Annotated in this window: 21 protein-coding genes; 8 read left to right on the top strand and 13 right to left on the bottom strand. The window is 64.5% G+C overall.

What is annotated here, in order from left to right:
• The first annotated feature begins 394 nt into the window (after positions 1-394).
• Entirely contained in the window at positions 395-1,516 is a 1,122-nt protein-coding gene (gmd, locus tag BLQ71_RS13440; RefSeq protein WP_043137280.1) for a GDP-mannose 4,6-dehydratase, read from the top strand.
• Between the two features lie 43 nt (positions 1,517-1,559).
• Entirely contained in the window at positions 1,560-2,531 is a 972-nt protein-coding gene (gene fcl, locus BLQ71_RS13445; RefSeq protein ID WP_043137277.1) for a GDP-L-fucose synthase, read from the top strand.
• Between the two features lie 60 nt (positions 2,532-2,591).
• On the opposite strand, the gene BLQ71_RS13450 is transcribed toward fcl, so the two are convergent.
• Entirely contained in the window at positions 2,592-3,827 is a 1,236-nt protein-coding gene (locus BLQ71_RS13450) for a cytochrome-c peroxidase (protein ID WP_373286041.1), read from the bottom strand.
• Positions 3,828-3,878: 51 nt separating this feature from the next.
• Between BLQ71_RS13450 and BLQ71_RS13455 the strand changes: the two genes are divergently transcribed.
• Positions 3,879-4,376, top strand: coding sequence for a tetratricopeptide repeat protein (locus tag BLQ71_RS13455; protein ID WP_052244259.1), 498 nt, complete (start codon positions 3,879-3,881; stop codon positions 4,374-4,376).
• Here BLQ71_RS13455 and pdxR read toward each other — a convergent pair.
• From pdxR to BLQ71_RS13475, 4 genes are all read right to left on the bottom strand, one after another.
• On the bottom strand, positions 4,369-5,844 hold the full coding sequence (pdxR, locus tag BLQ71_RS13460) for a MocR-like pyridoxine biosynthesis transcription factor PdxR (protein ID WP_074622082.1): 1,476 nt from the start codon (positions 5,842-5,844) through the stop codon (positions 4,369-4,371). The genes BLQ71_RS13455 and pdxR overlap by 8 nt on opposite strands.
• A gap of 206 nt (positions 5,845-6,050) precedes the next feature.
• On the bottom strand, positions 6,051-6,704 hold the full coding sequence (locus BLQ71_RS13465; RefSeq protein WP_074622083.1) for a YggS family pyridoxal phosphate-dependent enzyme: 654 nt from the start codon (positions 6,702-6,704) through the stop codon (positions 6,051-6,053).
• Positions 6,695-8,155: a tetratricopeptide repeat-containing sulfotransferase family protein gene (locus tag BLQ71_RS13470; RefSeq protein WP_074622084.1), complete on the bottom strand. Its 1,461-nt coding sequence runs from the start codon at positions 8,153-8,155 to the stop codon at positions 6,695-6,697. The genes BLQ71_RS13465 and BLQ71_RS13470 overlap by 10 nt, the downstream gene beginning before the upstream one ends.
• A 94-nt stretch (positions 8,156-8,249) precedes the next feature.
• The gene (locus BLQ71_RS13475) at positions 8,250-9,251 is read right to left on the bottom strand and encodes a porin (RefSeq protein ID WP_043137263.1); all 1,002 of its coding nucleotides are present in this window, start codon (positions 9,249-9,251) and stop codon (positions 8,250-8,252) included.
• A gap of 290 nt (positions 9,252-9,541) precedes the next feature.
• On the opposite strand from BLQ71_RS13475, the gene BLQ71_RS13480 reads away from it, so the two are divergent.
• Complete coding sequence (locus BLQ71_RS13480) at positions 9,542-10,054, top strand: DUF3576 domain-containing protein (protein ID WP_074622085.1); 513 nt, start codon at positions 9,542-9,544, stop codon at positions 10,052-10,054.
• Between the two features lie 95 nt (positions 10,055-10,149).
• On the opposite strand, the gene BLQ71_RS13485 is transcribed toward BLQ71_RS13480, so the two are convergent.
• The gene (locus tag BLQ71_RS13485) at positions 10,150-11,409 is read right to left on the bottom strand and encodes a glycosyltransferase (RefSeq protein ID WP_043137260.1); all 1,260 of its coding nucleotides are present in this window, start codon (positions 11,407-11,409) and stop codon (positions 10,150-10,152) included.
• A 181-nt stretch (positions 11,410-11,590) separates the two neighbouring features.
• Between BLQ71_RS13485 and leuS the strand changes: the two genes are divergently transcribed.
• From leuS to BLQ71_RS13505, 4 genes are read left to right on the top strand one after another with little or no spacing between them, the layout of a single operon-like run.
• Entirely contained in the window at positions 11,591-14,146 is a 2,556-nt protein-coding gene (leuS, locus tag BLQ71_RS13490) for a leucine--tRNA ligase (RefSeq protein WP_074622086.1), read from the top strand.
• Positions 14,147-14,153: 7 nt separating this feature from the next.
• The gene (gene lptE, locus BLQ71_RS13495; RefSeq protein ID WP_229754860.1) at positions 14,154-14,621 is read left to right on the top strand and encodes an LPS assembly lipoprotein LptE; all 468 of its coding nucleotides are present in this window, start codon (positions 14,154-14,156) and stop codon (positions 14,619-14,621) included.
• Positions 14,618-15,643 carry a DNA polymerase III subunit delta gene (gene holA / locus BLQ71_RS13500; RefSeq protein WP_043137253.1) on the top strand — a complete coding sequence of 342 codons (1,026 nt, stop codon included), beginning with the start codon at positions 14,618-14,620 and terminating at the stop codon, positions 15,641-15,643. The genes lptE and holA overlap by 4 nt, the downstream gene beginning before the upstream one ends.
• 22 nt (positions 15,644-15,665) lie before the next feature.
• Entirely contained in the window at positions 15,666-16,253 is a 588-nt protein-coding gene (locus BLQ71_RS13505; protein ID WP_074622088.1) for a glutathione S-transferase family protein, read from the top strand.
• Positions 16,254-16,302: 49 nt separating this feature from the next.
• Here the strand turns inward: BLQ71_RS13505 and BLQ71_RS26020 are convergent, their stop codons facing one another.
• From BLQ71_RS26020 to BLQ71_RS13540, 7 genes are all read right to left on the bottom strand, one after another.
• On the bottom strand, positions 16,303-17,205 hold the full coding sequence (locus BLQ71_RS26020; protein ID WP_133066131.1) for a diguanylate cyclase: 903 nt from the start codon (positions 17,203-17,205) through the stop codon (positions 16,303-16,305).
• 165 nt (positions 17,206-17,370) lie between these two features.
• Positions 17,371-18,429 (bottom strand): TRAP transporter substrate-binding protein, encoded by a 1,059-nt coding sequence (locus BLQ71_RS13515; protein WP_043137249.1) that lies wholly within the window; start codon positions 18,427-18,429, stop codon positions 17,371-17,373.
• A gap of 30 nt (positions 18,430-18,459) precedes the next feature.
• A complete protein-coding gene (locus BLQ71_RS13520) occupies positions 18,460-19,977 on the bottom strand; it encodes a TRAP transporter large permease (protein WP_069210889.1) in 1,518 nt (505 codons plus the stop codon).
• A 1-nt stretch (position 19,978) separates the two neighbouring features.
• Positions 19,979-20,575 (bottom strand): TRAP transporter small permease, encoded by a 597-nt coding sequence (locus BLQ71_RS13525; protein ID WP_043137245.1) that lies wholly within the window; start codon positions 20,573-20,575, stop codon positions 19,979-19,981.
• Between the two features lie 77 nt (positions 20,576-20,652).
• Positions 20,653-21,162: a flavin reductase family protein gene (locus BLQ71_RS13530; RefSeq protein WP_229754861.1), complete on the bottom strand. Its 510-nt coding sequence runs from the start codon at positions 21,160-21,162 to the stop codon at positions 20,653-20,655.
• Entirely contained in the window at positions 21,162-22,046 is an 885-nt protein-coding gene (locus tag BLQ71_RS13535; protein ID WP_074622090.1) for an aldo/keto reductase, read from the bottom strand. Before BLQ71_RS13535 ends, BLQ71_RS13530 begins: the two co-directional genes overlap by 1 nt.
• Positions 22,046-23,200 (bottom strand): LLM class flavin-dependent oxidoreductase, encoded by a 1,155-nt coding sequence (locus tag BLQ71_RS13540; protein WP_074622091.1) that lies wholly within the window; start codon positions 23,198-23,200, stop codon positions 22,046-22,048. The genes BLQ71_RS13535 and BLQ71_RS13540 overlap by 1 nt, the downstream gene beginning before the upstream one ends.
• Between the last annotated feature and the right edge of the window lie 85 nt (positions 23,201-23,285).

Genomic DNA, 23,285 nt, shown 5'->3' on the forward strand with positions numbered 1-23,285 from the left:
TGGCATCGTCCGTTTTTCCGGGTCACGTGCGTCAATTCACGGGCGCCTGTTACCCGACTCGGCGGGATCGGTCCAGCGATCATGACGGCGCGGAAACCGCGCGGAGGGTCATCGCCGGGCGGCTGCCTCTTTGATGGTCGTTTCCACGCCGCGACGCCCGTCACAGGTGGCTGTGCAGGTCATTCCGGGCTCGCCGACATCCCTGCCGGGAGCGCAGGAACGCCTTGCCCGAACAGCGCCCGCGTGCAAATTTTTGGCGCTTTTTCGCCCGTCTTCCGGCCCCCCGGCCAGGTGGCCGCTTTCAAGTTGCGCCTCCGTGGGAAACTACGATATGCGGACGCCGACGCGGACACCGGTCGATTATGCGGCCGCCTCAGCAAAGAATGGTTGATTGATGAAGAAAGCTCTTATCACGGGTGTGACTGGTCAGGATGGCTCTTACCTGGCGGAACTGCTTCTTGAGAAAGGCTACGAAGTGCACGGCATCAAGCGCCGCGCCTCGCTTTTCAACACCGAGCGTGTCGACCATATCTACCACGATCCGCACACCAGCGGTAAGAACTTCACCCTGCATTACGGCGACCTGACCGACACCTCGAACCTGACGCGTATCCTGTCCGAGGTGCGCCCCGACGAGGTCTACAACCTCGGCGCCCAAAGCCATGTGGCGGTCAGCTTCGAGGCCCCGGAATACACCGCCGACGTGGACGCCACCGGCACCCTGCGCCTGCTGGAATCGATCCGCTTCCTGGGCATGGAAAAGACCACCCGGTTCTACCAGGCCTCGACCTCGGAACTCTACGGCCTGGTGCAGGAAATCCCGCAGACCGAAAAGACGCCTTTCCACCCGCGCAGCCCCTACGCGGTGGCCAAGATGTACGCCTACTGGATCACGGTGAACTACCGTGAGGCCTATGGCATGTACGCCTGCAACGGCATCCTGTTTAACCACGAAAGCCCGCGCCGCGGCGAAACCTTCGTGACCCGCAAGATCACCCGCGGCATGGCCAATATCGCACTGGGCCTGCAGGACTGCCTCTACATGGGCAACATCGACGCGCTGCGCGACTGGGGCCATGCCAAGGACTATGTCCGGATGCAGTGGATGATGCTGCAACAGGAGGTGGCCGACGATTTCGTCATCGCCACCGGCGTTCAATACTCCGTGCGCGAGTTCATCCAGTGGACCGCCAAGGAACTGGGGATCGAGCTGGAATTCTCCGGCGAGGGCGTGAACGAGATCGCCACCGTCGCAGCCGTGACCGGTGACCTGGCCCCGGCGGTCAAGCCGGGCGACGTGGTGCTGCGCATCGATCCGCGCTATTTCCGTCCCGCCGAGGTGGAAACCCTGCTGGGCGATCCGACCAAGGCCAAGGAAAAGCTGGGCTGGGTCCCCGAGATCACGGCCCAGGAAATGTGCGCCGAAATGGTCGCCGCCGACCACAAGGTCGCGCGTCGCCATGCACTTCTGAAAGAACACGGTTACGATATTCCCGTCGCGCTGGAAAACGGCTGAGTTCCCTCCCGCGCGATCGCCATTCGAAGTCAGGAGGCACATTATGCCCAAGATCTACGTCGCAGGCCATCGCGGTATGGTGGGCGGGGCCATCACCCGCAAGCTTAAGCAGCGCCAGGAGGCGGGGGAGGACATCACCCTCGTCACCCGCACCCATGCCGAGCTGGAACTGACGAACCAGGCGGCGGTCAAGGCCTTCATGCAAGAGGAAAAGCCCGACATCGTCGTGCTGGCCGCGGCCAAGGTCGGCGGTATCCTGGCCAACAACAGCTACCCGGCAGAGTTCATCTACGACAACCTGATGGTGCAGTGTAACGTCATCCACGCCGCCTGGGAGGCGGGGGTGGAGCGGCTGCTGCAACTGGGGTCGTCCTGCATCTACCCCAAGGCCGTGCCGCAGCCCATGCGCGAGGCCGCGCTGCTGACCGGCCCGCTGGAACCCACCAACGAACCTTATGCCGTCGCCAAGATCGCCGGCATCAAGATCTGCGAAAGCTACAACCGCCAGTACGGCGTGGATTATCGCTCGGTCATGCCGACCAACCTCTATGGGCCCGGGGACAACTTCCACCCGGAAAACAGCCACGTCCTGCCCGCCCTGATCCGACGCTTCCACGAGGCCGCGCAAGAGGGCAAGGACGAGGTGGTGATCTGGGGCAGCGGCAAGCCCCGGCGCGAATTCCTGCACGTCGACGACATGGCAGAGGCCTCGCTTTTCGTGTTGGACCTGGACAAGGCCACTTACGATGCCAACACCCAGCCGCAGCTGAGCCATATCAACGTGGGTTCCGGCGTCGATGTCTCGATCCTGGAACTGGCGCAGATGGTGGCCGAAGTGACGGGTTTCCAGGGCAAGATCGAACTGGACCGGACCAAGCCCGACGGCACCATGCGCAAGCTGATGGATGTCAGCCGCCTGGCCGACATGGGGTGGAAAGCCTCGATCGACCTGGAAAACGGCGTGCGCGAGACCTACCAGTGGTTCCTTGACAACCAGGACAGCTTCCGCCGCTGATCCGCTGACCAATCTGCCGACGCGCCGGGCCGTTGCCCGGCGCGTTTGGGTTTTCGGGGCTCAATCCACCGGCAGCCCCGAGGGCACCCGCTCCGGCCGCCCCATTGGCCGCCGATCCACGCCGGCCCCGGTCAGGGACTCAAGGAAGGCCAGCAGATCCGCGACTTCGGCATCGCTCAGCGCCACCGGCACGATGTCCAGCGCCCGCGCCTGCCGCGCCATCTCGATCCGGTCCTGCCGGATCGCGAAGTCCCCGGCGGCCAGCCAGGGCACCCGGGGCAGGCGGGCCTCGGCCTCCTGCCAGGCCGCCCGGCTGGCGTCCGGGTCCAGGTGGTGCCGCACGATCCCCTCCAGTGTGGCAAAGGCGCCGTTGTGCCCATAGGGCGCGGTCAGCGCCACGTTGCGCAGGGATGGTGTGCGAAAGCGATAGGCGTCCTCCAGCAGGTCGGTCTCTCCCATCCGGCCCACGTCGCGCGGCATCGGATCGAAGACCCGCGTGCGCCCCGGCCCGAAGGCCGGCAGGCCAAGGGCGTGGAACCCCTGATCAGTGAACAGCGGCCCGGAATGACAGGTGCCGCAGCGGGCCTTGCCAAAGAACAACTGGCGCCCCCGTTCGGCCGGGGCGGGCAGGGGCCTGCCGTCGCGCAGCCAGTCGTCCCAGGGGCTGTCGATGCTGATCCACTCGGCGGCGATGAACGCCCCCAGAGCATTGCCGATCTCGACGATCGTGACCTCGCTTGGATGGTCGATGTGATCGAAGGCTTCGACGAACAGCGCGCCATACTCGGGAATCGTCCGTACGCGTTTCGCTAGCACCGGCCAGCCCAGGTCGATCCGGTCATGCACGGCGCCCGTCACCGCGTTCTCGCCCACGTTTCCCGCCATCTCGAACTGTGCCGTCAGCGGGAAAAGCGCCTGTGCGGCCAGTATGTTGTCCAGCCCCTGCGGCAGCCATTCCTCGGCCGGGCTGTCAAACCCGTTGCCGAACTGTTCCGACACTTCCAATCGCCCGTCGTGGAACATCACCCGCACCGACCTGTGCCCGAGGTTCCACAACGCCGGTGCGTTGCGGGGGATGCGCTTGCGGATCATGTCAGCGCCGGTGCCGGGACTGCGCTTTGGCCCCAGCCCCTCGCCGCCCTCGCCGATCCCCAGGCTCAGCCCGTCGCCGCTGGACAGACTGTGATGGTGGCAGGTGCCGCAGGAAATGTTGCGGTTGCCGCTGAGGATGGGATCGTAGAACAGCAACTGGCCCAGCCGGGCTTGCGCGGGGGCCGTGTCGATGAAATCCTCCATCGACACCGGCTCGGCGCGGGCCGCGACAGCAAGCCAGAGGAGGCAGAGCACATGCAGGGCAGGGCGAAAGGCGCGCATGCGGTCATTCTGGCAGGCTTGCTGGGCTTCTCAAACCCCGTTCTTGCCGCCGACCTCGAAGAGGCGCGCGACCTGATGGAGGCGGGCGACTTTCCCGCTGCGATGGACCAGTTTCGCGTTCTTGCCCGGTCGGGCAACGCCGATGCCGAAGAACTGATCGGCGTCATGTATGCGCTTGGTCTCGGGGTGGAAAAAGATCCCGAACGGGCCTTTGAATGGTATCTGCGCGCCTCGCTCAAGGGCCATCCGGGCGCCCAGTCGGGCCTGGGCTGGTATTATGAACTGGGGCAGGGCCTGCCCGCGCCGGATCTTGTCCGGGCCTACCTCTGGTACGCGCTGTCGGCCATCGGCGGCGACGTGGACGCACCGGATTCGCTGGAGGAACTGACCCCGCGCATGACCCGCGAACAGCGCAAGCGGGCCGAGGTCCTGGTCGAGGACTACCGCGTCTGGATGTACCCGTTCAGGTAAGGCCGGTCCCGCTGTCCAGCATCCCGGCAATGCGGCTCACCCCGTCTCCGATCCGCTCCGAGGGAATCGAGCTGTAACCCAGCCGGTAAAACCGTTGCGACGCGCGGTCGCCGGCGAAGAAATGCGCGCCGGGTTCGATCAGCACGCTTTCGGCGCGCAGCCGTTCGGCCAGTTTGCCGCTGTCCACACCTTCGGGCGCCTCCATCCACAGGCTTGACCCGCCATGCGCGCCACGCCCGGCCACCCGCAGCCCATGCCGCGCAACCGCCTCTTCCATGACGGCCCGGCGTGCCGCCAGCGCCTTGCCGATGCGCCGCACCAGCGCATCGTAGTGGCCAAGGCTCAGAAAGTGCGCGGCGGTGCGCTGCACATGTCCGGGCGGATGGCGCAGAACGCTGGCCCTCAGCGCCCGCGCCTCGCGGATAAAGGGCTCGGACCCCACGAGATAGCCCAGCCGCAGCCCCGGAAAGAGCGACTTGGAAAACGAGCCGACGTAAATCACCCGCCCGTCTTCGTCGAGGCTTTTCAAAGCCGGGCTGGGGGGCGTCAGGTAGGACATCTCGAACTCGTAGTCATCCTCCACGATCAGTGCCCCCAGTTCCGCCGCCCGGTCCAGCAGGGCCTTGCGGCGCGGCAGGGGCAGCGTGGCCGAGGTCGGGCACTGGTGGCTGGGCGTGGTGAAAATCACCCGCGTGCCGCGCGGCACCGCCTCGGGCGGCAGCCCCTCCTCGTCCACCGGCACCGGCGACAGGCGGCTGCGTGCCTGCCGCAGGATCTGCCGCAGCGCCGGGTAACAGGGGTTCTCGACCGCGACGTCGCGCCCGGTGGCCAGGATCTGCGCCGCCAGCCACAGCGCGTTCTGCGCGCCCAGCGTGACCAGGATTTCCGACGGGCGGGCCAGGATTCCGCGGCGGGGCAGGGTGTGGCGCGCAATGAAACTGACCAGTTGCGGGTCGTCCGCGTCGAACTGGTCCTGCGTCAGCGCGTCGAAGTTCCGCGCCCCCAGCGCCTGCATCGCACACAGCCGCCAGTTGGCATGATCGAATAGCGTCGGGTCAGCCTGCCCGTAGATGAAGGGGTACTTGTAGCGCGTCCAGTCGGCGGGTTTGCCCATGCCCAGAGGCGGCCCGTCGGCGAATCTCTGCGCCAGTGCCTCGCCCCAGTCGACCCTGTCTGCCCGGTCCGGCGGCGTGCCGAAATCCGGCGGCTCTGGCGCGTTGTCAGAGACGAAATACCCTGATCGCCCGCGCGAGGCGAGATAGTCGTTCGCCAGCAGCTCGGTATAGGCCAGCGTGACCGTGATCCGGCTGACGCCCAGGTGCCGGGCGAGCTTGCGGGTTGAGGGCAGCTTTTCGCCCCGTTGGAACCGTCCGTCCAGGATGCCCTCGGCCACCATTTGTTGAATGCGCGCCTGCAGCGTGCCCTGCGCGCTGGGGGACAGGTGAAAGGTCTCGACCGGGATTGCCATGCGGCGCAGAGTAGGCTGGACCGATGCGGGGTGCAATCTGGACTTAGCCGCGACTTCGGGCGCATGTTGCTCGTTTCCGGACCGGAAACAACAATGGCGCGCACAGTCCCGAAAAGGCCCGGGTTAACAAGACCCTGACGGCTTGTACAAAATGCTGGAAAGCCCGTACGTTTTGTACAGAACGTACAAACTGCCGGTGCCCCGGTTCAGGTCTTGACCCGGTCCCCGAAGATGGCCGAACCGACCCGCACATGGGTCGCCCCCAGCGCGATGGCCTGTTCGAAATCGCTGCTCATCCCCATCGACAAGCCGCTCAGCCCGTTGCGTTCCGCAATCTTCCTCAGCAGCGAGAAATGCAGGCTCGGCGTCTCTTCGACCGGGGGAATGCACATCAGCCCGCGCAGCGGCAGGTCCATCTCGCGGCATTCCGCGATGAACCCATCCGCATCGGCAGGCAGCACCCCGGCCTTCTGCTCCTCTTCGCCGGTGTTCACCTGGATGAACAGCTCGGGACAATGCCCCTCTTCCTGCGCGATGCGCGCGATCGTGCGGGCCAGCTTGGGCCGGTCCACGGAATGAATCGCGTCAAATAATTCAAAGGCTTGACGTGCCTTGTTGGTCTGCAGCGGCCCGATCAGATGGACCGAGACTCCGCCGAAGCGGGCCTTGAAATCCGGCCATTTTCCTGCCGCCTCCTGCACGCGGTTCTCACCGAACAGGCGGTGGCCCTCTTCCAGCACGGCCTCGACCCGGTCCAGCGGCTGAACCTTGGAAACCGCGATCAGCTGGACCTCGCTCGTATCGCGCCCTGCCTCGGTACAGGCCTTGGCGATCCTGTCCTGTATCTCGCTCAATCCCACGGTTCGTCTCCCCAGGCTTCGATGAAGGGCGCCAATTCGCGCTCGTACTTGCGCCACGCCTCGCGCCGCCCGGCGTGAATCGGCTGCCGGACCTGCATCAGGCTCAGCGTCTTCACCCCGGATTTCGAGTTGTGGAAGTTCAGGCAGGCCTCTTCCCAGTCCAGTCCGGCAGCATCCACCAGCGCCCACGCGTTGGGTTCGGGATCAGAGACCAGGTCGTCGTAGCGCACTTCGTGGATTCGATCTGGAATCCTTTGCTTCCAATGCTCTACGGACCGGCGGAACATCTTGATCGCATCGGCGATGTCGGCCAGGTCGGTGGCATAGCGGTGCGTGCCCAGCTTGAAATGATTCTTGTAGATCGACAGCGCGGTGTCCCGCGGATCACGATGCACCACGATGATCCGTGCGCCGGGCAAGCCGCGCGCGATCAGGCCAAAGACCATGTGCGTCTGGATCGACTTGTCGGTCACGACGCCGCCTGTCTGCCCCGTGTCGCGGCGCACCAGCCGCGTGTAGGCCTCGGCCCAGTGGGACAGCTTGGCCTCGGACAGCTTGGCCAGCGGCGACATTTTCTGTGCCGGTCCGAATTGCGCCACCGCCTGTTTCAGGGCATGGCCCATTTCGCCGCCCGCATGGGCCTGGCTGTGGCTGGCGATGATCTGTTCGACAAGGGTTGTCCCCGAACGCGGCATCCCGGTGACAAAGACCGCGCGCGGCGCCTGATCATGGCCCAGCGTCGTGTAGTCGTCGCTTTCCTGGGCGTCCAGGTAGGCGCGCCATTCCGCCTCCCGTTCCGCCGGGTCGTATGGGGCCTGTTGGCGCTGCAACGCATTCGCCCGGTTGAGGTAGACAAAGACCTTTTCGGTCGCGCCGATATCCTCCATTGCCTTGGCCAGGGCGAAGCCCAGGTGCATGCGCGACATCTCGGGCAGTTGGTCATCCTTCCAGAGCGACAGCATCTGCTCCAGCAGCGGGTCGCCCTTGGGCATCTTGCGGCCAGAGCCGAGCACGCGGTAGATTTCGCCGTTTCGGGGGACGCGCTTCACGAGAGAGCGCAGGATCTTTTCTGCCTCGTCAAAGCGGCCGAGATGCTGAAGGTAGACGGCTTTTTCACCGCGCGGTTGATTGGATTTCGGGTCTGCCGAGATCAGGCGGTCATACAGGCCCAGGACCTTGTCCGATTCCTCCAGGCGCGAATAGGCCTCGATCGCGGACTTGAGCAGCGTCTTTTCGTAGGGCTTCTTGGCAAGCGCTCGATCCAGTTCAAGGACCTGCGCCTTGGTGTCTCCCCGCGCCTCCGCGATGCGGGACAGGTGGAAATGCACCTCCGGTGCGCCCTTCGTGGGCAGCAGAAGGGACTTCAGAGTGACCTCTGCGGGGTCGAGTTGCCCCTTGCTGATTTGCGAAAGCGCGCGACCGAACTGCGTCTTGATCTGCTGGGGCGTCATCACATGCTCTCTTGTCCGCTACGAAGGTCGTTCAACCAAAAGAAAAGAGCGGACGCAAGCGCCCGCTCTTCCCTAAGCCAGTTGGCTGGTGTCCTTAGAAGGACATTGCCAGACCCAGCGAGTAGCTGTCGTAGTCGCCAGCCGGCATGCCAGCGAAGCGACCGCCACCGATGCCGAACGCCGACGGGCCGACGTCGATGTCGCTCGAGCCGTAGCCGAACTGAACGACGAGGCCGCCACCCAGGTCATAGTTGGCTGCGAGGCCGAAGCCGCTGTCCTTGGCCGAACCCGGGAAGCTGTACTCACCGTAGTTTGCCGACAGGGTCAGGGCGTTCATGGTGTAGCCCAGGCCCAGGCCCCAGTGGTCAACGTCGGTGCCGGCGATGTCCCACTGCGAGTAGTTCACGATGGCCTGCAGGCCGTTGTCGAAGGTGGTGTCGACCGACAGGCCAACCACGTCGACGTCTGCGCCGAGGTCAACGGTCTGGTAGCCGAGGCCAACGCCGAGGTCCAGGCCGGCCAGCTCGCCGGAGTAACGGAAGCCGATGCCCCAAACCGGGTCAAAGGTGCCGGTGTCGTCGATTTCGGTCGAGATGGCGACCGAGAATGCGTCGAAGGCATAGTCGAAACGAACGACTTGACCGTCAAAGGTTCCGTCCAGGCCGCTGTTGAAGTTGAAGCCGGCGTGGGTGGTGTGGTCGTCAGCGATCGCGCCGCCGATGCCCACTTCGGTCAGGGCCCAGTCGAACGCACCGTCGGTGTCGCCCATGGTCAGGCGTGCGCCGCCGTAGGCGATGAAGACCGACATGTCGGACTCGCCGCACGGACCACCGGTGCTGGTGCCGCCTGCGGTCGGGCTCGAGCAGTAGTTCGGGTCGATTGCTTCGTCCAGGTCGATGGTGGCGCCGAAGGTCAGGCCGTTGTCAGCTTCGCCCGACAGGGTGAAGGTGACGTCGATGTCGCTGTGGAACTGGGCGGTGGACAGGTGGTCACCGTCGACCACACCCATTTCAGCGAAGCCGGTGACGGCAACTTCTGCCGCGGCGACGCCTGCGGTTGCAACCAGTGCGGTGGTCGCGAACAGGATCTTTTTCATTGTTTCCCTCATGTGTTCAAAGGCACGTACCAAGCCGATTGCCCGGCCTTGATGGGGTTTCTATGCGCTTTGGGGGGGCGGCAATGCAAGCCATCGGGAAAGCTACTCGGCAACAAGCAATCCAGTGATGCGATATTGCCACAAGGGTTTTTACCCAGCCCCATCTTTATGCGCTATTGCAGCGTCTTGCGCAGAATGTTGGGCAGAATCCCGCTCATGATCCGTGCTTGCCGCAGGTCCGTACCGCTTGTATGGAGGGCGGCAGTGTTGTTGACGCAAGAGGGACTGCCATGACCACGTCGCGAATCCTTATCGGCTCCTCGCTGTGTGCGGTGATGCTGGCGACGTCCGGTTGCGGATCCCTCGGGGGCAACGGTCAACCGCGCCAGCCGGTCGATACGCCGCCCGCCGAAGAGATCTTTCGGGATCTAGAAGCGGAAAAGGGCCGAGTGCGGTCTGAAAGCTCGGTCTGGGACATCTTCAAGAAGCGTGAGGATCCGGGCCGCGTCGGTGCGGTGAACCGGTACTTGTGGAATGCCTCGCTGGATGTGCTGGATTTCCTGCCGGTGCAGACGGTCGATCCCTTCTCGGGCGTCATCACCACGGGGTATGGCACACCGCCGGGCGGTGGTCGGGCCTACCGGGCAACGATTCTCATCAGCGACCCGGCGCTGGACGCGCGGTCGCTGAACCTGGCGCTGCACACCCGGTCCGGTCCGGTCGATCCGGCCACCGTGCGCGCGATCGAGGATGCGATCCTGACCCGCGCCCGCCAGCTTCGCAGGCAGGACAGCCGGCTCTGATCTTGATGCTCTGACCGCCACCGAATATCGGGCCGGCCCCTCGGGTGCCGGCCTTTTTCTTTGGAATTCTCCGGCGTTGGCCGAGGGCTCGGCGTTCAGTCGCGTGGCGGCCGCGCGGGCAGGTCTCCGAGGTGCCGCACCCAGTCCAGGTGGCGGGGCAGGCAGACGCTGTGCAGGTCGTACTGTTCCCGCACCAGCGCCCGCGCATTCGCCCCAAGGCGCGCTCGCGTGTCGGGGTCGTCCAGCAGGGCGTCGATCCGGTCCACCAGCGCGGCGCGGTCGAAGAAATCCACCATCAGGCCGGTTTCCCCCTCGGTCATGACCTCGCGCACCGGCGCGGTGTCGCTGGCCACGATCGCGGCCTCGGCGCTCATCGCCTCCAGCAGCGACCACGACAGGACGAAGGGGTAGGTCAGGTAGACATGCACGCGGCTGACCTGCATCATCGCCAGGAAGCGGTCGTAGGGGACGCGCCCCAGGAAATGCACGCGGTTCCAGTGCGGCGTGGGGATTCGTCCACGGACCTCGTCGATGAAGATCTGTTTCCAGGTCTTTCCCTGGGGCGGTTTCGACCCGTAGGAGGTGCTGTCGCCGCCCAGCATCACAACATGCGCGTTCTTGCGGCGCTTCAGCAGGTCGGGCAGGGCGCGCATGAAGACGTGGTAGCCGCGATAGGGTTCGAGGTTGCGGTTGATGAAGGTGATGACCTCGTCGTCGCGGGTCAGTGTCGGGCCATTCTCGATCTCCAGCCGTGCACCCGGATTCGGGCGCACCAGGTTGGTGTCGATCCCGTCATGCGCCACGGTCAGCCGGTCCTGCCAGTGATCCGGGAACGTCGCGGCCTGGAAGCGGGTGGGAGAGATTCCGGCGTCCATGACCTCTTCGTGCAGCCGGTTGTTGAGGTTCTTCATCCGGATTCGCAGCTTGTCGCCAGCCGGGTTCTGGCTGGGAAATTCGGGATCGAAGTCCACGAAGGGATGCGTGGTCAGGTGGTAGAGCTCGCAGTAGAGCCCCAGTCGCGCCTTGGGCCAGACGTCCTTGAGGAACATGCTCTCGCCCCATCCGTGGTGGGCGCAGATCACGTCCGGCTCGAATCCCTGTTCCTTCAGTCCCAATGCGCCCCGATAGCAGGAGGTGCCGCGCAGGATCTTGGTCTCGAAGTCCGCCAGCCAGGGGTGGATGCCCTTGGTCGAGGCGCCCTTGATCTCGTAGGGGATGATGCGGACGCCCTGCCAGGTCTGTGCCTCCTTCACCTTGCAGGTCAGCGCAACAACCTGGTGGCCCTGCGCGGCAAGCGCGGGGGCAAGGTGCTTGTACTGGCCCGGAAAGTTCTGGTGAATCAGGAGAATCTTCATCTGCGCGTCCTCTTGCGGCCTCTGGCGGGCAGCCTTCGGGGGCATCCTAGACGGCGGGTGCGTAAAAGGGAATCACTCGCGTTCCGGGCACCGCGGCCCGACCCATCTTGCGCTGGCACTGGACCTTGACCGCTCAGCACCCTATCACGCGGCCCGACAGCCGCCCGCCGGAGAGAGACACATGTCGCGTTACGACCCCGCTACGATCGAGCCGAAATGGCAAGAGGCCTGGGATCAGGCCGAGACCTTCAAGGCGCGCCGCACCGGCGACAAGCCGAAATACTACGTGCTGGAGATGTTCCCCTATCCTTCGGGTCGCATCCACATCGGCCACGTCCGCAACTATACGATGGGCGACGTGATCGCGCGGTACAAACTGTCGACGGGACACAACGTCCTGCATCCGATGGGGTTCGATGCCTTCGGGATGCCGGCGGAAAACGCGGCGATGAAATCCGGCGGTCACCCCAAGACTTGGACCTACGACAACATCGACACGATGGTCGGCCAGATGAAGCCGCTTGGCTTTGGCCTCGACTGGTCGCGCATGTTCGCAACCTGCGATCCGGAATATTACGGTCAGCAGCAGGCGTTGTTTCTCGATTTCCTTGAACAGGGGTTCGTCTATCGCAAGAACGCGGTGGTGAACTGGGACCCGGTCGACATGACGGTTCTGGCCAACGAACAGGTGATTGACGGCAAGGGCTGGCGCTCTGGCGCAGAGGTCGAGCGGCGCGAGCTGACGCAATGGTTCTTCAAGATCTCCGACATGGCCGGAGAGCTGCTGGACGCCATCGACGGGCTGGATGAATGGCCCGCCAAGGTCAAGCTGATGCAGCAGAACTGGATCGGCAAGTCGCGCGGGTTGCAGTTCTCTTGGCAGCTGGGCACGCCCACGCACGGGTTTGACAGCCTCGAGGTCTACACCACCCGCCCCGACACGCTGATGGGCGCGTCCTTCCTTGGCGTGTCTCCGGATCACCCGCTGGTCAAGGCGCTGGAAAAGGACGATCCGAAGCTGGCCGCCGCCGTGGCCGAGATGCGGAAGGGCGGCACCACTGCCGAGGCGTTGGAAAAGGCCGAAAAGCTGGGCTACGACACCGGGCTGACAGTCAAGCACCCGCTTGACCCCAGCTGGGAAATCCCGGTCTGGGTCGCGAATTTCATCCTGATGGACTATGGCACCGGCGCGATCTTTGCCTGCCCGGCACATGATCAGCGTGACCTCGATTTCTGCCGCAAGTACGATCTGCCGGTGATCGACACCTTTGTCGCGCTCGATGATCCCAAGCCCGTCGAGACCGAGGCCTTTGTGCCGCCCAAGACGGAAAAGGTGAAATGGATCAACCATTTCGCGGGCCTCGACGAGGCGACAGGCGAAACCGCCATCGAGGCCACCATCGACTTCATGGAAGGCAAGGGCCTGGGCAAGGGGGTCGAGAAATTCCGCCTGCGCGACTGGGGCCTTTCGCGGCAACGCTACTGGGGCTGCCCGATTCCGGTGGTGCATTGCGACGATTGCGGCGTGGTGCCCGAGAAAAAGGAAAACCTGCCGATCGAATTGCCCGACGATGTCAGCTTTGACATTCCGGGTAACCCGCTCGACCGCCACCTGACGTGGCGCGACTGTGCCTGCCCGTCCTGCGGCAAGCCCGCGAAACGTGAAACCGACACGATGGACACCTTCGTCGATTCGTCCTGGTACTACGCACGCTTCACGGCTCCGCGCGCGACCACGCCGACGGACATGGAGGAAGCCGCCTACTGGATGAACGTCGATCAGTACATCGGCGGCATCGAGCACGCGATCCTGCACCTGCTCTACTCGCGCTTCTTCGCCCGCGCGATGATCGAGTGCGGACATCTGCCGGAGAGCGCCGCCGAGCCTTTCAACGCGCTGTTCACGCAGGGCATGGTCACGCACGCGATTTACCAGACCCGCGATGAAAACGACCGCCCGGTCTACCACTACCCCGAGGACGTGCGGCTGGAAGGTGACAAGGGCTATCTGGCGGACGGCTCGGAGGTCGAGATCATCCCGTCGGCCAAGATGTCGAAGTCCAAGAGCAACGTGGTGGACCCGATGAACATCATCGCCACCTACGGCGCCGATACGGCCCGTTGGTTCGTGCTGTCGGACTCGCCCCCCGAACGGGACGTGGAATGGACCGCCAGCGGGGCCGAGGCGGCCAACAAGCACCTTGGCCGTGTCTTTCGTATCGCCGCCGAGATCGCCGCCAACGAGGCGCCCGAGACCGCCGAGGATGCCGCTCTGCTGAAAGAGACGCACAAGTGCATCCATGATGTCACGATGGGTGTCGAAAGCTTTGGCTTCAACGCGGCCATCGCACGCCTTTACGCCTTTACCAACGCGCTGTCGAAATCGCGTGCCGGCAAGGAGACGCGCACCTTTGCGGCCAGGACGCTGGCGCAGCTCATGTCGCCCATGACGCCGCACCTGTCAGAGGAAATCTGGCAGATGCTGGGCGGCGAGGGGCTGATCGCAGACGCCCCCTGGCCCAAGGCGGACGAGGCGCTGCTGGTCGAGGACACGGTGACCCTGCCGATCCAGGTCAACGGCAAGCGCCGGGGCGAGATCGAGGTGCCCAAGGACCTGCCCAAGGAAGAGGTTGAAAAGCTGGCGCTGGCACACGAAGCTGTGGTGAGGGCCCTCGACGGGGGCCAGCCGAAAAAGCTGATCGTGGTGCCGGGGCGGATCGTGAATGTGGTTGTATGACAGGCGAATGATCCTGCTGGGGGCGACAGCCCTCGGCGCCTGCGGGTTCACCCCGGTCTACGGACCGCAGGGGGGCGGTGGGGCGCTGCTGAACGCGGTGGCGCTGCCGGACCCGAACGATAACAGGGGCTATCACTTCAATAGCCGGTTCGAGGAGCGGTTGGGCCGCGGCGGCCCGTCTGCCCCCTACCGGTTGGATATCCGCATCCAGACGGATGAACAGGACATGGGGTCGACCTCGGCCGGGACAACGACACGATATCGCCTGATCGGTCGCGTCTTTTACACGCTGGTCGAGGCCGGAACCGCCAAGACCTTGCTGCAGGGCCGGACAAATGCCTTTACCGGCTATTCCAGCACCGGCTCGACCGTGGCGACCCGCGCGGCGGAAACCGACGCACTGAAACGCCTGATGTTCCTGCTGGCGGACCAGGTGATCGACGACCTGCTGCTCTCGGACATCACCGCTTCATGAAGCTTTCGCCGCGCGATGCGAATGCGTTTTTCCGCAAGCCCGATCCGGGTGTTGCGGGCTTGCTGATCTATGGCGAGGACGTGATGCGCGTGGCGATGAAACGGCAGGAGGTCGTCGCCGCCATCGTCGGCCCCGAGGGCGAGGCCGAAATGCGCCTGACCCGGCTGGTGGGTGGCGATCTGCGCCGCGATCCGGCGCAACTGCTGGATGCGGTCAAGGCGCAGGGCTTCTTTCCCGGCCCCCGTGCGGTGCTGGTCGAAGAGGCGGCTGACGGTATCAGCGCAGCAATGAAATCGGCGCTTGGCGACTGGCGCGAAGGCGATGCGCAGATCATCGCGACGGCCGGGCAACTGACAGCGCGCTCGTCCTTGCGGAAGCTGTTCGAAGGCGCCAAAAACGCTTATGCGGCGGCCCTTTACAACGATCCGATGGGGCGGGCAGAGATCGAGGCCGAACTGGCCCGCGCCGGTCTCAAGAACATCGACCGCGAGGCGATGGGAGCGCTGGAACATCTTGCGCGCGACCTGACGCCGGGCGATTTCCGCCAGACACTTGAAAAGATCGCGCTCTACAAGTTCGGGGACGAGGCGCCGCTGACCCCGGACGAGGTCACGCTGAATGCGCCCGCCTCGATCGAGGCACAGATGGACGAGATTTTTCATGTCCTTGCCGAAGGGCGTACTGGCGACATTGCCCCGGTCATGCAGCGGCTGACGGCACAGGGCGTGGCGCCGGTGACCCTGCTCATCATGGGGATGCGGCATTTCCGGACGCTGTTCGCCATCGCCTCGGCACCGGGCGGTCCGGCCCAGGGGATCGGAAAACTGCGTCCGCCGATCTTTGGTCCGCGCCGCGACCGGATGCTGCGCCAGGCACAAAGCTGGTCGTCCGCGCGACTGGAAGAGGCGCTGAAACTGCTCATGGATACGGATCTTACGCTGCGGTCTGCCGGTCAGAAGGCGCCGCAGATGGCGCTGGTCGAACGCGCCTTCGTCCGGCTTGCCTATCTTGGCCGGCGCTGATCGAGACAGGGGAGATAAACAGATGACGTATACGGTCTACGGGGCGGTTCGCAGTCGGGCCTTCCGGGTTCTCTGGTTGCTGGAGGAACTTGGCCTCGACTATTCGCATGTGCCCGCCGGTCCCCAATCCGAGGAGATCCGCAAAATCAGCCCGTTGGGCAAGATCCCGGTCCTGGTCGAGGGGGACGCCGTGTTGCGCGATTCCACCGCGATCCTGACCTATCTCGCGGACAAGCACGGCGGGTTCACCCATCCGGCCGGTACGATCGCGCGGGCGCAGCAGGATGCCTGGACCTTCCGCATCCTGGACGAGGTGGAATCACTGCTCTGGACCGCGTCCAAGCACACCTTCGTCCTGCCCGAGGCAGAGCGCGTCCCCGAGGTCAAACCGGCCTGTGCGGCGGAATATGCCCGCAATATCACACGCATCATGGAAGAGGCCGAGGGGCCTTACCTGATGGGTGACTCGCCGTTGGTGCCGGACATCATCCTTGGCCATTGCGGGACCTGGGCGCAGGTGGCGAAATTCCCTGACGGAGGCGCGGCCTTTGCGGACTACCTTGCGCGTTTGCGGGCGCGTCCGGCCTTTCAGGTGGCTGCGGCATCCTAGTGCCGGTCCGTGCAGTCGGTCGTTCCGATCGCGAGGTCTGACCCTCGGCCTAGCCTGCCGCGTGTTGCAGAGGCGCGGGCGCGAAAGTGAAACCGCCGGTTTCCGCAGGCCCCGAAATGCTTTCGACCACCTTGTTGCGGCCACAGTCCTTGGCCGCATACAGCGCCTCGTCCGCCCGATCCAGCAGCGCCTTGATCGCTGTGGGGCCTTCGCCGACGGCAAGCCCAACGGAGGCGGTCACCGGTTGCCCGCCGGCTTCCAGCGTTTCGGAAATTACCGCGCGGACACGTTCGCCCACCCGCCATGCATCCTCTGAATTTGCCTCGGGCAGCCAGATCACGAACTCTTCGCCGCCGAAACGGGCCAGCACGTCGCGCTGGCGTACCTCGCCCGCGATCACGCGAGCGGTTTCCTTCAGCACCGCGTCGCCGGTGGCATGGCCCAGCGTGTCGTTGATCCGCTTGAAATGGTCCAAGTCGATAAAGACGACGGCCCCGGTGCCGGTGTCCGGAACATGCGCGTCAAAGCCACGTCGATTGGCAACCCCTGTAAGCGGATCGGTCAGGATGGCGACCTGGTCCTGTGCCTGACGGCGTTCGATGCTCGCGGCCATCGCGTTGGTGCCCCGCATCAACAGCCCTATCTCGTCCCGGATGTCTTCGCGCAGGGGCGCGCGTGCCTCTCCACGTTCGATGGCGGTCAGGGTGGCGTGAATGCGCCGCGTCGGAGTGAGGAGGGCCCAGAGACCAGCCAGCGTAGCGCCGCATCCAACCAGTGTTGCGGTCAGCAAGAGGCCCAGCACATCCAGATGAGCCGCCAGCCCGCCGGTGCGTGCCAACGCATAGAAGACTGCCGCGATCAGCGGCACATGGGTGCCGATGAAGGCGACGAAAAAGACCTTTGCCGTGAAGCTGTTGGGGAACAGGCGGTTCAGCCACAGATAGAAAAACATGAAACGTCCCTTGTTGGGTTTCAAATAAGTATCCTTAATAGATGTTAACAGCTGGTTACTGCCCCTGGGGGGAAGATCCTGGAAATGGACAGCGGATCGCACGGTCCCGGAATATCAAAAGGGCCGGGCATTGCCTGCCCGGCCCGTGTTCAGGAAAATGCCTGCTCAGTTCAGATCGGCATCATAGGCGGCCTGAAGGTCGGCCTCTGCCTTTTCGACCGCTTCGATAAGCGCATCGAGGATCTTGTCTCCGCCGTCGACGTTCTCGCGGAACCAGTCCTGCACCGGCTTTGCGGCCTCGGCAAAAGCGGCCTTTTCCTCGGGAGAGGGCACGTAGATGTCACCGCCGCCTTCGACGAAATCCGCATAAGCCTGGATGGCGCCGCGTTTCGGTGCGGCAAAGGTGGCCTGTTGCAGCGCATAGAATCCATCAACCACGACGCGCTTCATCGCCGGGTCCATATTCAGGAACTTCTCGTTGTTCATCCACCAAAGGGCGCCCATGTAGGCGTGCCCGTCCAGCGTGATGTACTGCAGGCCAGCATCGGGGAACTTCATGCCCATGATGTCGGTGATGCCGTTCTTGGAGCCGTCCACGACCCCGGTCTGGAACGAGGTGAACAGCTCGGGCCACGGGATCGGAGTCGGCGCGGCCCCCAGTGCCTTGACCAGCTCCTGCGGCAGATCGGCGACCACGGTCCGGATCTTCAGGCCCTCCATGTCGGCGGGCGAGGTGATCCGGCGTTGGGTATTGGCGAAGTTGCGCCAGCCGCCGGTGTTGCCGATGGTCATCAGGCGCACGGTGTTGTCGCTGTCGTCCAGCGCCATGTCCCGCATGGTGCGCACGAAATCGCCCGACAGGACATGTTCGGCCACGCGGTCGTTGGCCATCAGGTAGGGCAGGTCCAGCACCTGGACATAGGGAAAGATCCCCGCCGCGCCGCCGGAGGTCGAGATGTAGATGTCGATCGAGCCTTCGGCCACGCCCTCGATGCATTCCGCCCCGGTCGAGCACAGCTGGGTGCCCATGTAGATTTCGACCTCGATGGCGCCGTTCGACGCGGCCTCGACGAAGTCCTTGAAGACGATCAGGCCGGCATAGTCTTCATCCGCCTCGTTCGAGTTGGCGGTGGCGACCAGCTTGATCGGGTCCTGGGCGAGGGCAGTGCCCCCGGTCAGGGTGACGGCGGCGAAGGCGGCCGCGGAGAATAGGTGTTTCAGCATTTGGTTCCTCCCGTTTGCTGGTGTCTGTCGTTATCGCGGCTCCGGACTGATGCAGGCCAGGTAGCCTGTATCGGGCGGGCAGCGGATGAAATCGGTCAGGTAGGGGACGGTCATCGAGATCTGCGGCACGTAGGTGATCAGGAAGATCACCAGGATCTCCACCGCGAGGAAGGGCAGAATGGCGCGGGCGATGGTTTCCACCCGCTCGCGGCTGACTGTCGAGGCCACGAAAAGCACCAGTCCCATCGGCGGTGTGGCCAGGCCCACGGTCAGGTTGACGCTCATGATGATGGCGAAATGCACCGGGTGCACGCCCAGTTCGACAAAGATAGGGCCCAGGATCGGGCCGAGGATGATGATCGCCGGGCCCGCGTCCAGGAACATACCCACGATGAACAGCAGGATGTTGATGAGAAACAGCAGGATCAGCGGGTTTTCCGACAGGCCGAGGATGATCTCTGTCAGGATCTGCGGCGCGTGGGAGAGCGAGACCACGGTCTTGAAGGCCACCGCCGCGCCGACCAGCAAAAGCACGGCCGAGGTAGACAGGGCCGAGCGGGCCAGCACCTCGTAGAGGTCCTTCAACGTCATGGACCTCAGCACCAGGAAGCTGACCACCAGCGCATAGGCCACGGCGACCGCGCTGGCCTCTGTCGGGGTCATGACGCCGATAAGGATGCCGCCGAGGATGATGATCGGCGTCTGCAGAGGCGCGACGGCCTTCTTGCAGACGATGCGGAAATCATGGCTGACCTGCCGGCGCCAGTACATCAGCAGGAAGTGCGCCGGAACCAGCATGGCAAGGTAGACCGCCCAGCCGCCGGAATTGCCGGGGATCGCGGCCGCCACGGCGTAGAACAGACCCGCAAGATTGATGCGAACGAGGATCAGGCTGACCCAGTATTCCGTTGTGCTGATCGTCTGGCCCTTGACCACGATGCGTTCCGCCTTGGGCAGGTCATAGCGGTCGGCCATGAGGCGAACCATGACCATCAGGCCGACACCCACCAGGATGCCCGGTACGATGCCGGCAAGGAACAATGCGGCCACGCTTTCGCCCATGACATAGGCATAGATGATCATGATCCCCGAGGGCGGGATGATAGGGCCGATGACGGAACTGGCAGCGGTGATCGCGGCTGCGAAGCGGCGGGAATAGCCGTTTTTCTCCATCGCCGGTATCAGGGTCGATCCCAGCGCCGAGGTGTCGGCCACCGCCGACCCGGAAAGCCCGGCAAAGAGGATCGAGGAGAGGATGTTGACCTGCGCCAGCCCGCCGCGCAGGTGGCCCATGATGGCCTGGCTGAACTCGACCAGGCGGATGGTGATGCCGCCGCGGTTCATGATCTCGCCCGCCAGCATGAAGAAGGGCAGCGCCATCAGCGGAAAGCTGTCCATGCCGTTGTAGAGGTTGCGGTACAGGACCGAGAGCTGGCGGCTCTGGTCGTCCATGACCAAGAGGCCAAAGGGCGCGGCGAGCAGGGCAAAGACCACCGGCAGCCCGATCAGAATGAGCACCAGGAAGACGGGCAGGAACCAGATCAGCATCTCAGTCCGCCCCCGCCATCGTGTCGTGGTGCAGCGGTTTCAGCCGGTCGCCGCCGCCCAGAAGCGTAATGACCTGCCGCAGGATCAGCTCGACGTTGACGAGGATCAGCAGGTTCACACCAACCCAGAGCGCGGCATACTGGTACTGGTTGGCGAACTTGGCCTTGCACTTGCCGATCTCGATCCCGAAGGGCCAGCGCAGCGACGAGGAACAGCCGCGCCCGGACAGGCTGTCGACGTGGTTGTTCAGCCCCTTGTCCCAGGCGATCAGCAGCACCCAGAGCGAGAGTCCCAGCAGCAAGAGCGACAGGAGCACGGCGACGATCCGGGGCAGGGCGCGTTCGACGATGTCGATGGCGACGAAACCGCCCTGCCGGTAGGCCAACGGCGCCATCAGGCCCACCAGCCACAGCATCCCGAAGCGGGCGGCCTCTTCTGTCCAGTTGGGAGCGTCATTCAGGACGTAGCGCCAGAAGATCTGGCCGAGGATCAGGCAGACCATCACCGCCAGCGCAAGCACCGCGATGACGCGGCCCACGGCAAGCAGGCCGGAGTTCAGCCGCTCCAGCGGCCAAAGCAGTGTCAGCAGCACCGGCATGGCGCTCCTCCCTATGATGGGGCTTTTTGCCCCTTGTTCTTCAGGCCGGGATCTTGGGCGCCCCGGTCCCTGTGGTCTCAGCCCTTGAGGCTGACGAACCGGCCGCCCTGGAACAGCAGGGGCAGGCCGGGCCGGAAAGCCGCGCTGGTCACGCGGCCAATGATGATGAGGTGATCGCCCGCGTCATGGGTGATCTCTTGCGTACAGTCGTAGCGGGCAAGGCATCCGGCGATCTGCGGCACGCCGTTTGCGTCCTCGGCCCAGTCGCAGGCGTGAAAGGCATTGGCTTCGCGCGTGAAGGCCCGGCATATGTCTTGCTGGTGGCCATCGAGCACGTGGATCGCGTAGTGGCGCGCATCGCGAAACAGTGGAAAGCGGCGCGAGGATTTCTGCGGCGACCACAGCACCAGCGGCGGGTCCAGCGAAACACTGGCAAAGCTGGAGGCGGTAATGCCTACCGGGCCATCGGGCCCCTGCGCCGTCACCACGGTCACGCCGGTGGCAAAGCTGCCAAGCGCCTCGCGAAAGGCGCGGCTGTCCTCGGCCGGGTCGAATGTCTGCATGGAATGGCTCAGGTCCCCGTCCATCAGGGCACCTCGTGGCCCAGTGCGGCGGTGTAAAGCTCGAACCAGAGTTCGCGGCTCATCTCGATGTCGAAGGCTTTGGAAAACGTCTTGATCCGCTCGATCGTGTTGGTGCCCATGACCGGCAGGATGCCCGAAGGGTGCGCCAGCAGCCAGGCCACGGCCACCGCCGCGCGATCGGCCAGGAAATCGTCGGCCACGCGGTCCATGAGCTGCGTCAGGTGCGTGTCCTCTGTCATCAGCGCGCCACCGCCCAGCGGCGACCAGGCCATCGGCGGAATGCCCCGTTCCTGCAGAAAGGCCACGTCGCCGTTGGTAAAGCCCTCGTGCGCCGACAGGCTCAGTTCGATCTGATTGGTCACAAGCGGCGTCTTCATCGCCGATTGCAGCAGGGTCCAGTCATGCAGCTTGAAGTTCGACACACCCACGGCGCGGACCTTGCCCGAGCCGACCAGCTCATCCAGCACCTCGCCCGTTTCACGGTGATCCATCAGCGGATCGGGGCGGTGGATCAGCAGCAGGTCGATCTCGTTGATGCCCATGAGGCTGAGCGAATGATCGACAGAGGCCAGGATATGCGCGCGGCTGGTGTCATAGTATTTCACTCGCGCGTCCGCGTAGCGGCCCACCGGGGCCACGATGTCGCATTTGGTGACGATCTCGACCTGTTTGCGCAGGTCCGGTGTCATCGCGGCCCCAAGGATTTCCTCGGCCATGTAGCCGCCGTAGATGTCGGCCTGGTCCAGCGTGGTGATGCCCTGATCCAGGCAGGCGGCGATCTTGTTGCGAACGTGGTCGGGGGCGGTGTTGGCATCGTCGCCCAGGCGCCACATGCCATAGACGATGCGGCTGAGGCTCAGCCCCTCTTGAAGATCTACGCGGTCCATTACTTGCGCTCTCCCACGCCAAGGGGCGTTGCCGGTGTTTCGTCGGGGACGCGGCCGTATGCATGTGGCAGCGAACAGGTTTTCAGCTCCGGCATGACCAGCTTGCCGAAATGGCGGCATTCGTCAATGTGCGGGTAGCCGGAGAAGATGAAGGCGCGGATGCCCATCTTGCGGTACTCTTCGATCTGGCTCAGGACCTGGTCGGCAGAGCCCACCAGCGCCGCGCCGCAGCCCGAGCGCGCCCGCCCGATCCCGGTCCAGAGATGCGGCTCGACATAGCCGAACTGGTCGGCCAACTCGCGGGCGCGGGACTGGTGAGAGACGCCCAGGGAGCCGCTGTCATGCGCGCGGTCGCGAATCAGGCGCCCATATTCGTCGTCCAGTTTCGACACCAGGCTTTCGGCGTATTCGCGTGCCTCGGCCTCTGTGTCGCGGACGATCATGTGCACCCGCAACCCGTAATCCAGCGTGCGGCCATAGCGTTCGGCCACGGCGTTCACGTCGGTCATGCGCTGGGTCAGCTGGTCCTTGGGTTCCGGCCACATCAGGTAGACGTCGCAGTGTTCGCCGCAAAGCTCCAGCGCGGCAGGGGAATACCCGCCGAAGTACAGCAGCGGTCCGCCGGTCTGGTAGGGTTTCGCAGGATCGGTGGTCAGGCCCGCGAAATCGTAGACCTCGCCGCTGAAATTGATCTCGTCCTGCGTCCAGGCCTGTTTCAGGATCTGCACCACCTCGCGCGAGCGCTGGTAGCGATAGGCGCTGTCGGCCTTTTCGCCGGGGAAGTCCGACGAGATCACGTTCAGCGTCAGCCGTCCCTTCATCATGTGATCCAGCGTGGCGACGGTGCGGGCCAGCATGATCGGATGCATCTCGCCACAGCGGATGGCGGCCAGCATGTTGATCCGGTCTGTCAGCGGCGCCATGCCCGCGACAAAGCTCAGCGTGTCCTGACCCACCTGGTAGGAGGAGGGCGCCAGGATGTTGCGAAAGCCCTGCTTTTCCGCCTCCAGTACGATGTCGCGGCAATGTTCGAAAGAAGAGCGCAGATCGCCTTCGGGCACGCCCAGGTAACGGTAGTCATCCGAACAGAGGGCCGAGAACCAGCTGACCTCGGACGCATCGAGATCGCGGGATGTGACGGGCACGACGGTCATTTCAGGGCCTCCCGGAAGTGCGCCGGATTCGGCGTCGATTTCCCCTTGCGTAGCATTCGGAAATTCATGCATCAATAGTGTATTA

Source organism: Antarctobacter albus, from assembly GCF_900101505.1.
Taxonomy (GTDB): Bacteria; Pseudomonadota; Alphaproteobacteria; order Rhodobacterales; family Rhodobacteraceae; genus Antarctobacter; species Antarctobacter albus.

Excerpts from the sequence above, each read along its gene's own strand:
- gmd (WP_043137280.1), top strand. The coding sequence starts at position 395 with ATGAAGAAAGCTCTTATCACGGGTGTGACTGGTCAGGATGGCTCTTAC.
- fcl (WP_043137277.1), top strand. The coding sequence starts at position 1,560 with ATGCCCAAGATCTACGTCGCAGGCCATCGCGGTATGGTGGGCGGGGCC.
- BLQ71_RS13450 (WP_373286041.1), bottom strand. The coding sequence starts at position 3,827 with ATGGAGGATTTCATCGACACGGCCCCCGCGCAAGCCCGGCTGGGCCAG.
- BLQ71_RS13455 (WP_052244259.1), top strand. The coding sequence starts at position 3,879 with ATGCAGGGCAGGGCGAAAGGCGCGCATGCGGTCATTCTGGCAGGCTTG.
- pdxR (WP_074622082.1), bottom strand. The coding sequence starts at position 5,844 with ATGGCAATCCCGGTCGAGACCTTTCACCTGTCCCCCAGCGCGCAGGGC.
- BLQ71_RS13470 (WP_074622084.1), bottom strand. The coding sequence starts at position 8,155 with ATGACGCCCCAGCAGATCAAGACGCAGTTCGGTCGCGCGCTTTCGCAA.
- BLQ71_RS13475 (WP_043137263.1), bottom strand. The coding sequence starts at position 9,251 with ATGAAAAAGATCCTGTTCGCGACCACCGCACTGGTTGCAACCGCAGGC.
- BLQ71_RS13480 (WP_074622085.1), top strand. The coding sequence starts at position 9,542 with ATGACCACGTCGCGAATCCTTATCGGCTCCTCGCTGTGTGCGGTGATG.
- BLQ71_RS13485 (WP_043137260.1), bottom strand. The coding sequence starts at position 11,409 with ATGAAGATTCTCCTGATTCACCAGAACTTTCCGGGCCAGTACAAGCAC.
- leuS (WP_074622086.1), top strand. The coding sequence starts at position 11,591 with ATGTCGCGTTACGACCCCGCTACGATCGAGCCGAAATGGCAAGAGGCC.
- lptE (WP_229754860.1), top strand. The coding sequence starts at position 14,154 with ATGATCCTGCTGGGGGCGACAGCCCTCGGCGCCTGCGGGTTCACCCCG.
- holA (WP_043137253.1), top strand. The coding sequence starts at position 14,618 with ATGAAGCTTTCGCCGCGCGATGCGAATGCGTTTTTCCGCAAGCCCGAT.
- BLQ71_RS13505 (WP_074622088.1), top strand. The coding sequence starts at position 15,666 with ATGACGTATACGGTCTACGGGGCGGTTCGCAGTCGGGCCTTCCGGGTT.
- BLQ71_RS26020 (WP_133066131.1), bottom strand. The coding sequence starts at position 17,205 with ATGTTTTTCTATCTGTGGCTGAACCGCCTGTTCCCCAACAGCTTCACG.
- BLQ71_RS13515 (WP_043137249.1), bottom strand. The coding sequence starts at position 18,429 with ATGCTGAAACACCTATTCTCCGCGGCCGCCTTCGCCGCCGTCACCCTG.
- BLQ71_RS13520 (WP_069210889.1), bottom strand. The coding sequence starts at position 19,977 with ATGCTGATCTGGTTCCTGCCCGTCTTCCTGGTGCTCATTCTGATCGGG.
- BLQ71_RS13525 (WP_043137245.1), bottom strand. The coding sequence starts at position 20,575 with ATGCCGGTGCTGCTGACACTGCTTTGGCCGCTGGAGCGGCTGAACTCC.
- BLQ71_RS13530 (WP_229754861.1), bottom strand. The coding sequence starts at position 21,162 with ATGGACGGGGACCTGAGCCATTCCATGCAGACATTCGACCCGGCCGAG.
- BLQ71_RS13535 (WP_074622090.1), bottom strand. The coding sequence starts at position 22,046 with ATGGACCGCGTAGATCTTCAAGAGGGGCTGAGCCTCAGCCGCATCGTC.
- BLQ71_RS13540 (WP_074622091.1), bottom strand. The coding sequence starts at position 23,200 with ATGACCGTCGTGCCCGTCACATCCCGCGATCTCGATGCGTCCGAGGTC.